This window comes from Rhodococcus sp. HNM0569 (assembly GCF_012726205.1).
GTDB lineage: Bacteria > Actinomycetota > Actinomycetes > Mycobacteriales > Mycobacteriaceae > Rhodococcus_F.
Window position 1 is genome coordinate 24,326 of the sequence record NZ_JAASAE010000024.1, and the last position, 8,642, is coordinate 32,967.

General features: G+C 67.5%; 11 protein-coding genes and 1 pseudogene. 8 read left to right on the plus strand and 4 right to left on the minus strand.

The window, feature by feature from the left end:
• Positions 1 to 84 precede the first annotated feature (84 nt).
• From HCA44_RS19925 to HCA44_RS19935, 3 genes are all read left to right on the plus strand, one after another.
• Complete coding sequence (locus tag HCA44_RS19925) at positions 85 to 1,191, plus strand: diacylglycerol kinase (RefSeq protein ID WP_169651070.1); 1,107 nt, start codon at positions 85 to 87, stop codon at positions 1,189 to 1,191.
• A gap of 52 nt (positions 1,192 to 1,243) precedes the next feature.
• Positions 1,244 to 1,981, plus strand: coding sequence for a glucose 1-dehydrogenase (locus HCA44_RS19930; protein WP_169651071.1), 738 nt, complete (start codon positions 1,244 to 1,246; stop codon positions 1,979 to 1,981).
• A 161-nt stretch (positions 1,982 to 2,142) separates the two neighbouring features.
• A complete protein-coding gene (locus HCA44_RS19935) occupies positions 2,143 to 3,117 on the plus strand; it encodes a hypothetical protein (protein ID WP_169651072.1) in 975 nt (324 codons plus the stop codon).
• A gap of 57 nt (positions 3,118 to 3,174) precedes the next feature.
• Here HCA44_RS19935 and HCA44_RS19940 read toward each other — a convergent pair whose 3' ends face one another.
• Together HCA44_RS19940 and HCA44_RS20825 are read right to left on the minus strand one after the other, a co-directional pair.
• Positions 3,175 to 3,669, minus strand: coding sequence for a YetF domain-containing protein (locus HCA44_RS19940; RefSeq protein ID WP_240945680.1), 495 nt, complete (start codon positions 3,667 to 3,669; stop codon positions 3,175 to 3,177).
• On the minus strand, positions 3,654 to 4,181 hold the full coding sequence (locus HCA44_RS20825) for a hypothetical protein (protein ID WP_206038424.1): 528 nt from the start codon (positions 4,179 to 4,181) through the stop codon (positions 3,654 to 3,656). The genes HCA44_RS19940 and HCA44_RS20825 overlap by 16 nt, the downstream gene beginning before the upstream one ends.
• A 113-nt stretch (positions 4,182 to 4,294) precedes the next feature.
• On the opposite strand from HCA44_RS20825, the gene HCA44_RS19950 reads away from it, so the two are divergent.
• The 3 genes from HCA44_RS19950 (at position 4,295) to HCA44_RS19960 (ending at position 6,698) form a co-directional block, all read left to right on the plus strand.
• On the plus strand, positions 4,295 to 4,531 hold the full coding sequence (locus tag HCA44_RS19950) for a hypothetical protein (protein ID WP_169651073.1): 237 nt from the start codon (positions 4,295 to 4,297) through the stop codon (positions 4,529 to 4,531).
• Positions 4,532 to 4,594: 63 nt separating this feature from the next.
• Complete coding sequence (locus HCA44_RS19955; RefSeq protein WP_169651074.1) at positions 4,595 to 4,837, plus strand: DUF6480 family protein; 243 nt, start codon at positions 4,595 to 4,597, stop codon at positions 4,835 to 4,837.
• 49 nt (positions 4,838 to 4,886) lie between these two features.
• Positions 4,887 to 6,698: a thiamine pyrophosphate-requiring protein gene (locus tag HCA44_RS19960; protein ID WP_206038417.1), complete on the plus strand. Its 1,812-nt coding sequence runs from the start codon at positions 4,887 to 4,889 to the stop codon at positions 6,696 to 6,698.
• Positions 6,699 to 6,725: 27 nt separating this feature from the next.
• Here HCA44_RS19960 and HCA44_RS19965 read toward each other — a convergent pair whose 3' ends face one another.
• Positions 6,726 to 7,103: a hypothetical protein gene (locus HCA44_RS19965; protein WP_169651075.1), complete on the minus strand. Its 378-nt coding sequence runs from the start codon at positions 7,101 to 7,103 to the stop codon at positions 6,726 to 6,728.
• 178 nt (positions 7,104 to 7,281) lie between these two features.
• Positions 7,282 to 8,127, minus strand: a complete 846-nt coding sequence (locus HCA44_RS19970; protein WP_169651076.1) for an SDR family oxidoreductase — start codon at positions 8,125 to 8,127, stop codon at positions 7,282 to 7,284.
• Positions 8,128 to 8,228: 101 nt separating this feature from the next.
• Here HCA44_RS19970 and HCA44_RS21215 point away from each other — a divergent pair, with 101 nt between their 5' ends.
• Positions 8,229 to 8,360, plus strand: coding sequence for a hypothetical protein (locus tag HCA44_RS21215; RefSeq protein WP_277350855.1), 132 nt, complete (start codon positions 8,229 to 8,231; stop codon positions 8,358 to 8,360).
• Between the two features lie 32 nt (positions 8,361 to 8,392).
• Positions 8,393 to 8,642, plus strand: a pseudogene (locus HCA44_RS19975) (cytochrome P450); the annotation flags it as partial.

Consider the following 8,642-nt stretch of genomic DNA (forward strand, 5'->3'; position numbering starts at 1 on the left):
CCGAGTTCGCCCCGCATGCAAAAGTGGACTCGTGTCCAGTCAGGTGTACATATCAGGGATCACGGAAGACGGGGAGGACGTCCTGTGCCACTGCGAGTAGTCCACGTGGCGACCGGCAATGTCGGCCGGATCGCACTGGGGCACGTGATCGAGGATCCGCGTTTCGAGCTCGTCGGGCTGGTGGTGTCCGATCCGGACAAGGTCGGTCGCGACGCAGGCGAGCTCGCCGGTCTGGGAGTCGACACCGGCATCGCGGCGGTCGACGACCTGGCCCGGGTGGCGGACATGGGTGCGGACTGCGCGGTGTACTGCGCGCTCGCCGAGACCCGCTTCCTCGAGGCGATCGAAGACCTGAAGACACTGCTGACGGCCGGGCTGAATGTGGTGAGCACGTCGCCGGTGCCGTACATCCATCCCTGGGACCTGCTGCCGCAGTCCATGATCGACCCGCTCGAGGAGGCATGTCGCGAACACGGTGTGAGCCTGTTCGTCTCCGGCGTCGACCCGGGCTGGGCCAACGACCTGCTGCCGTTCGCCGTCGCCGCGACGTGTCAGAAGGTGGAGAAGGTGGTGTGCTCCGAGATCGCCGACTACGCGACCTACGACGGTGGTCCGGTCATGTTCGACGTCATGGGATTCGGACGCACGCCGGGCGATCTGCCGATGCTGTTCAAGCCGGGAATGCTGTCCGCCGCGTGGGGCGTCGCGATCCGGCAACTCGCGGCGGGCTTCGGGGTCGAGATCGACGACGTCACCGAATGGTTCGAGCAGGAACCGGCGCCCGAGTCGTTCGACGTCGCGGCGGGCCGTATCGAGGCGGGCACGGTCGCCGCGGTGCGATTCGTGATCACCGGAACGAGCGTGGGCGTACCGGTTTTCGTCATGGACCACACCACGCGGCTGCGCGACGATCTCAGGCCGGACTGGCCGCGCCCCGCGCAGCCGGGCGGCTCGTACCGGCTCGAGATCGTCGGCGAGCCCTCCTACCGGGTGGACGTGTGCCCGAGCAGCGCCAAGGGAGACCACAACTATGCCGCGATCGCGGCAGGCGCGGGCCGCGTCGTCAACGCTGTTCCCGACGTCGTCGCCGCGCCTGCAGGCATCCGCACGACGCTCGACCTACCGCTGTTCACCGGGCGTGGGCTGTTCGCGGGGACCCTCGCGCCCGCGTCGGCGACGCAGACGCAGTGACTGCGTACAGACGCCGAATGTCGTTCACAAAGAACAGGAAACGAGGAAAGCCATGGGACGCGTCGAAGGAAAAGTTGCGCTGATCACCGGGGGTGCACGGGGGATCGGTGCCGCGAGCGCGAAGGCCCTCGTCGACGAGGGTGCCGTGGTCGTGACGGCGGACGTGCGCGACGACGACGGCGAGAAGGTCGTGCGCGAACTCGGTGACGCCGCGCGCTACGTGCATCTCGACGTCACGAACCAGGAAGACTGGACGGCTGTGATCGCGTCCACCGTGTCGGAGTTCGGTAAGCTCGACGTGCTCGTCAACAACGCCGGCATCGCCAACGGCAGTGTGCTCCAGCAGTTCCGGATCGACAAGTGGCAGCAGATCCTCGACGTCAACCTCACCGGCCCGTTCCTGGGCATGCGGGCCGCCGCAGACGCGCTGATCGCCGCCGGGGGCGGATCGATCGTCAACGTCTCGTCGATCGAAGGTCTGCGCGGAACGCCGTGGGCCCACGGATATGTCGCGTCCAAGTGGGGCCTGCGTGGTCTCACCAAGTCCGTGGCAATGGAGTTGGCTCCGCACGGGATTCGCGTCAACTCGCTGCACCCGGGACTCATTCGCACGCCGATCACCGAAGGGATTCCGGACGACATGGTTCCCGTGCCGCTCGGCCGGCCCGGGCAGCCGGAGGACGTCGCATCGTTCGTGCTCTTCCTCGCGAGCGACGAGTCGTCGTATGCGACGGGTACCGAGTTCGTGATGGACGGCGGCACCGTCAACCAGATTCCGCACAAGACCTAGTTCCCGCAGGTCGTCCGCGAAACCTCGTTGCGAGCACGTGAATCCATGTGGCACCGGGCGGAGCGGGCTAGTACCGTGCGCCCGTGATACGAGCAATTCGACACCGCAGACAGACACGTCGACGTGGCCGGGGGAGTGGCCGCGTCGTCGTTGCCGCCGCTGTGACCGCACTGGCGCTCGGCACACCCACGACTGTGGCCGCCGCGCCCGCCGAGCGACAACAGGCGGCAGACGATCAGCCCCAGATGCTCCTCGTGCACGGATACAACGGCGGCAGCGACGCCCCGTGCGACGACATCTGGGGCAAGGCCCTCGACTACTACGAGGAGGACGGCAAACGGCCCGAGGGTTCGATGACCACCATCGGGTACTACAAGGGCGATACGGGCTGCGACGAGAAGGTGGGGGAGAACACCACCGACACCCCGATTCAGGACGTCGCACGGGATTTCGCCCACTACATCTACGACAACTACACGAAGGACGGAAAGTCCGTCGACATCGTGGCCCACTCGATGGGCGGCCTCGTCACGCGCGTCGCGATGCTCGGTTCCTACGAGGAATGGGAGGGCTTCCCGCCCGCACTGAAGGTCCAGGACGTGGCCACGCTCGGTACCCCGCATCAGGGCATCGCGAACGGATGCGCGGAGGTCGGCGAGGACTGCACGACCCAGTGGAATCAGATGACACCCAGTGCGGCCGGGGGATCGGGGTTCATCGACAAGCTGCACGAGTCGGAGGACGGGGCAGCCGATCGCGGTCTCGACGACGCGTGGGCCGCCGACACCGACTGGAGTCTGATCGGCTCGAACGTCAAGGACAGTGACGGCGACGGCAAACGAGACGGCGACGGCACGGTCTTCTACAACTCGGCGATCGACAAGGGCTACCACGCCGACCAGAAGTACGGCTACAGGCCGGACGTCCATCCAGAAGAGGGCGAGAACACCTGCGGGAACGACCCGGAGATCGATCACCACGCGATCCGTGAGTTGACGGGTGCCGGAGGGTTCTGCCTGCGTTACTGGCACGCATCCGGTGACGACCAGGGGCCGTTCGACACTTTCGACGGCTGGTCGCCGCTCAAGGCGGCGTTCAAGGCGGTGACCCACATCGGGGACGACCTGCCGCGCTGACACCGGGCCCCCGTGAGTACTCCGCGAGGCCGTATACGCCGGAAGTGCTCGCGGGGGTCACACTTCCGGCTTGTCCGGCGGCGGGTCGTCGTCGGGACCGGTGCGAGTGAAGAACGACACCCGGCCGTTCGTTTCGAGCACCGCGAGTTCGATCTCCTCGAGGCGGCGAATGCCGTGTTGGCGGGCGTCGGCCATGAGGTCGTCGATCGACAACCGTTCCGAGCGGAGCCTTTTCTGCACGGGCACGCCGTCCTCGACGATGATCACCGGCACGCCGTGGGTGACACCACGCATACGCGGGAAGCGGCTGTTGGACCACGTGAGCGCCAGGGTGAGCAGCGCAAACACGCTCACCGCGACCAGCGCGGACGTGATCGAGTAATCCTGTTGCGTGACCCCCTGCTGGACGAGATCGCCCATCACGATGAACAGGACGAGCTGGAAGGTGCTGAGCTCGCCGACCGTCGAGCGGCCGACGAGTCGGGTGACGGCCCAGAGGAAGAAGAAGATGACGACAGCGCGAACGACGAGTTCCATTACGGCACCAGCCATGTCGTGAACGAGAGGTCGACGGCCGGTCGACCCGCTGCGTCGAACACGCGGACAGCGCCCGATTCGCCGCGTTGCGAACCGGGCTCGATGTACGTGTCGAAGTCGAGTGTGAACACGGTGCCTTCCGGGGGAGTGAACGTCATGTACACCATGTCCGCGTCCGCGGTCTCCGTGTCGGCCTGCGGTGACCAGCCCTGCGAGTCGAAGATCCCGAAATAGTCGGTCGCGAAGCCGATCGTGAGCGGGTCCGGGAGCTGGTCCTGGGCGGTGATCCGGAGCTGGAAGGGCACGCCGAGTCCCGGGCGCGCAATGCGCGGATACGTGAGTTCGACATGGAAACCGCCCGCCTCGACTTCGGCGGTGGCACTGCGCACGCCGAGCATCCCGGTGGCCGCCGCTCCGACGAGGACCACGAGCGCCACCACCGCCGCGGCGCGCAGCGCCGTGCCCCAGCGCGGTCGCGCGCGCCGCCGCACGTCGCGCACCGTCGAGGTGTCGTCGGTCCTGGTCACACGAGCAACTGTCGCACAGCACGCCTCTGCTGTGGCCACATCGCGATTGGATCACGCCGCCGCGGGTACCCACCCGGTGTGCGCGCCCCAGCCGCGCGCGAGAGGAGGACACGATGCCGACGTGCGACACATGTGGCAACGAGTACGACAAGACCTTCACGGTGACGCAGGGTGACCGCTCAGGCGTGTTCGACAGCTTCGAATGCGCGGCCCACAAGATGGCCCCGACGTGCGCACACTGCTCGTGCCGCATCCTCGGCCACGGGATCGAGGCGAGCGGCCGGATCTTCTGTTGTGCGCACTGTGCGCACGAGGCGGGCCACGACGCCGCCGTCGACCGGGTGAGTTGACGCGATCGCGCAACGCCCGGAGCCGAGCCGTCAACTCGATACCAGCGATTGGACGTGAGTCCTGTGACAGCCACCCCGCCCGACCCCGATCCCGAGAACACCCCCGGCCTCGACGAGGGCGGCAGCGTGCCGCCGGGCGAGACCCCGCCCGAGACGCCGCAGACGTCGAGCGGATCCGACGACGACCCGACGACGATTCCCCGCACGTCCGGCACCGGAACAGGCATCGTGTCGGTCGCGGCGATCGTGGTCGTGTTCGTCGTGATCGCGGTCCTGCTGATACTCGTGCTCGCAGGCGTCCTGTGAGCGGCTCGCCGGTGTTTCGCTGCGTCCGCGCTCCGGGTAGAGCCTCCTGATGGAGACAGTCAGCGATTTTCTGGTCGACCGCTTGATCGAGTGGGATCTGCACACGTTCTACGGCTATCCGGGGGACGGAGTCGGCGGTGTCGACGGTGCGCTGGGCCGCGCCGAACGGGCCGGCAAGAACTTTCGCTACATCCGGCCGACCCACGAGGAGATCGCGGCGTTCATGGCGTGCGCGCACGCGAAGTTCACCGGGACGCCCGGGGTATGTGTCGCGACGTCCGGTCCCGGTGCGATCCACCTGCTCAACGGCCTGTACGACGCGAGGATGGATCACCAGCCGGTCGTCGCCCTCGTCGGGCAACAGGGGCGGGTGTCGCTCGGCAGCGATGCACAGCAGGAGTTCGACCTCGAGCGCATCTTCACCGACGTCGCGGCGTACGTGGAGACGGTCACGACTCCGGCCCACGCGCAGCTCGTGCTCGACCGTGCGGTACGCATCGCCGCGGCGCAACGGGCGCCCGTCGTGGTGATCGTGCCCGCCGACGTCCAGGATCTCGAGATGCAGACGCCCGGCGAAGAGCATGGCGTCTCGCGTACCGGTGTCGGGTACGTCTCGACCGCGTCGGCCCCGCCGAGCGATGAGATCCTCCGCGCCGCAGAGGTACTCACGTCCGGGCGCAAGGTGGCGATGCTCGTGGGCCAGGGCGCACGCGGCGCGACCGACGAGGTGCTCGCCGTCGCCGACGCGCTCGGTGCGGGCATCGTGACCGCGCTGCTGGGCAAGGATGTCGTACCCGCGGACGTGCCGTACCACACGCAGCAACTCGGCCTGCTCGGCTCGAAGCCGAGCTACGACATGATGCAGGATTGCGACGCATTTCTCATGGTCGGCAGCGGCTTCCCGTACTCGGAGTTCCTGCCGCCGACCGGGCAGGCGCGTGGCGTGCAGATCGACTTGGCGCCAGGCAATCTGAGCCTGCGCTACCCGATGGAGGTGAACCTGCTCGGCGACGCGGCCGTGACGCTGCGCGCGCTGCTCGAACACCTGCCCCGCACCGACGATCGAGAATGGCAGAACGGCATCGTCGACGCGATGTCGACGTGGAACGACGTGCTCGAACGGCAGGCGATGGTCGAGGCCGATCCGATCAACCCGCGCTACGTCTACCACACCTTGAACTCGCGCTTGCCTGCGAACGCGATCGTGACCGCCGACGCGGGCAGCACCGCCGACTGGTACGGCAACCACATCGGTCTCGGGCGCGACATGATGGGCAGCCTCTCGGGCCTGCTCGCGTCGATGATCGCCTCGATGCCGTATGCACTGTCCGCGAAGTTCGCCCACCCGGATCGGCCGGTCGTGTGCACGATCGGTGACGGCGCGTTCCAGATGCTCGGTATGAACGAACTGCTCACCGTCAAGCGGCACTGGCGCGAGTGGCGGGACCCGCGGTTCGTCGTCCTCGTGCTGCACAACAACGACTTGACCCAGGTGTCCTGGGAGATGCGCGAGAAGGGTGATCCGCGCTACGACGCCGCACAACTGGTCGAGGACATGAACTACGCGGAGTACGCGAAACTGCTGGGGTTGGACGGCATCCGCGTCGAGAACAAGGACGACGTGGTGCCCGCGTGGGATGCCGCGCTCGCCGCCGACCGACCGGTGCTACTCGACGTGCGGACCGATCCGAATGTGCCGCCGCTGCCGCCACACATCACGGCCGAACAGGCGAAAGGATTCCTGTCGGCGCTCGTGAACCGAGATCCCGCCGCGGGAGCGATGATCGCGAACTCGGCGCGCGCACTGGGCGCCGAACTGTTCGCGCGTGCACGCAATCTCGGGTCCGGTACGGACAGCTGAGTACGCTCGGCGTCAGGTCGCCGCCGATCAGGGAAGTGGTGGCACCCGGAGTGCACCCTCGCACAGCTCGGCCAGTCGCTCGAGCGGCGTGTCGAACGACACGCACGGTAGGCCACGCGTGTGCACGAGCTGCATGTGCCGGGCCGCGGCAGGCGAACACAGCCCGTCGAGGATCGACTCGGGTGCGACGGCGCACACGACCGACGCGTCGTCGGCGTCGCGCGTGACGCCGACCAGGTTGGCTCGAGCCCACGCGCGCATGTGCGCCCACCGTTCGACCTCGTGGGGCAGTTCCGGATTGCCGAGCAACAGGATCGTCGTGTCGCGGACGGTGGCCGTGCCGAGAGGTACGGCAGGCGAGGTGCCGAGCGGTGCGGCAGGCGACGGGAAGGACTGCGTGGGCATCGGTGGCCCTCCTCGGGTCGAGGGCGGCGAGCCGGATCGGGGGTGGCCGACACGGTCCTCCGCGGGGGAACGAGATGATCGGTCGTCTGCCCCGAAGCGTAGCCGACGTGGGCCGGATTGGTGGATCGATCCTCTTTCCACTGGTGGGAGGGATATCCGGTCATGGGATGCGTCGTTCTCACCCGGGCAGGGTTTCGCCGCCGATCGGGGCGAGCACCTCGCCCGAGTAGTACGACGACAATGTTGCGGACGCGAAGAACACGTACGACGGCGCGATCTCGTCCGGTTGCGCGGCGCGACCGTACGGGGTCTGCTCGCCGAACTCGGCGACCTTCGACGAGTCGAGCGTGGCCGGGATCAACGGTGTCCACACCGGCCCGGGAGCGACGCAATTGACACGAATTCCCTTGTCGAGCAGGGACTGCGCCAGCGAATAGGTGAGGGCGTTGACGGCGCCTTTGGTCGCGGCGTAGTCGATCAGCGTCTTGTTTCCGCGCAGCCCGTTGATCGAGCCGGTGTTCACGATCGACGAACCGGGCGCCATGTGCGGCACCGCCGCCTTGGTGATGTGGAAGAAGCTGTCGATGTTGACGGCGAAGGTGTGCGCCCATTGGTCGTCGCCCAGGTCGAGGAAATCGTCGACGGGGGACTGGTACGCGACGTTGTTGACGAGGACGTCGAGGCCACCGAGTTCGGCGACGGTCTCGGAGACCACGCGGTGGCATTCCTCGCGTGACGAGAGGTCTGCTGCGACGGTGAGCGCGCGGGTGTGTTCGCGAACGAGAGCCGCGGTGTGCGCCGCGTCATCGTGCTCGGAGAGATATGCGATCGCGACATCCGCACCTTCCTTGGCGAACGCGACGGCGATCGCGCGTCCGATGCCCGAGTCGCCACCCGTGATCAGCGTTCGTCGCCCCGCGAGCAATCCGCGACCTTCGTAGGAGCGCATCTCGTCGTGCGGCTGCTCAGCCATGTCGCGGGTCTCACCCGGATAGGGGATGCGGTGCGGGGTGTGGCTGCTCATGTGGGCCTCCTGCGGATGGTTCGTCCTGGTGGAGCTACCCGCGACTGCCGGTACGCAATCGCGAGTGTGAGGAAAACGGGCCGTATGGGTAGCCCACGGGTATGGAAATCCTGGTGATCGTCGTGATCGTCGTCGTGCTGGCAGTTGCATTGCTGCTCTACCGGTGGCGCAGAGGCCGCAACCCCACCGCGCCGCCGACCGACCCGGAGCGGTATCGCAATCCGGATCGGTGATCACCGGTGCAGAATCCGACGAGAGGCGGCACATGACCGGAATCGAACAGCGGACGCGGCGGGCGTCCGTCGCCGACACCCTCAGGTTCGGTGCGCGCGTGGGCGCCCCCTTCGTCGCAGCGGGAGCCATCGCCCGACGCAAACCGGTGATGGGACTGCTCGAGCGCAGACAATCGAATGCCGCGGTGCCGGTCGAAGTGACGCGGCTGCGGCAGCGTTACGGAAGCGCGCCACTGGCGATGAAAGCCGGGCCACGCACACTCGCCGTCGTGCTCTCGCCAG

What these genes read in the sequence shown, in the direction of transcription:
- HCA44_RS19930 (WP_169651071.1), top strand. Translation starts at nt 1,244, where the DNA reads ATGGGACGCGTCGAAGGAAAAGTTGCGCTGATCACCGGGGGTGCACGG.
- HCA44_RS19940 (WP_240945680.1), bottom strand. Translation starts at nt 3,669, where the DNA reads ATGGCTGGTGCCGTAATGGAACTCGTCGTTCGCGCTGTCGTCATCTTC.
- HCA44_RS19950 (WP_169651073.1), top strand. Translation starts at nt 4,295, where the DNA reads ATGCCGACGTGCGACACATGTGGCAACGAGTACGACAAGACCTTCACG.
- HCA44_RS19960 (WP_206038417.1), top strand. Translation starts at nt 4,887, where the DNA reads ATGGAGACAGTCAGCGATTTTCTGGTCGACCGCTTGATCGAGTGGGAT.
- HCA44_RS19965 (WP_169651075.1), bottom strand. Translation starts at nt 7,103, where the DNA reads ATGCCCACGCAGTCCTTCCCGTCGCCTGCCGCACCGCTCGGCACCTCG.
- HCA44_RS19970 (WP_169651076.1), bottom strand. Translation starts at nt 8,127, where the DNA reads ATGAGCAGCCACACCCCGCACCGCATCCCCTATCCGGGTGAGACCCGC.
- HCA44_RS21215 (WP_277350855.1), top strand. Translation starts at nt 8,229, where the DNA reads ATGGAAATCCTGGTGATCGTCGTGATCGTCGTCGTGCTGGCAGTTGCA.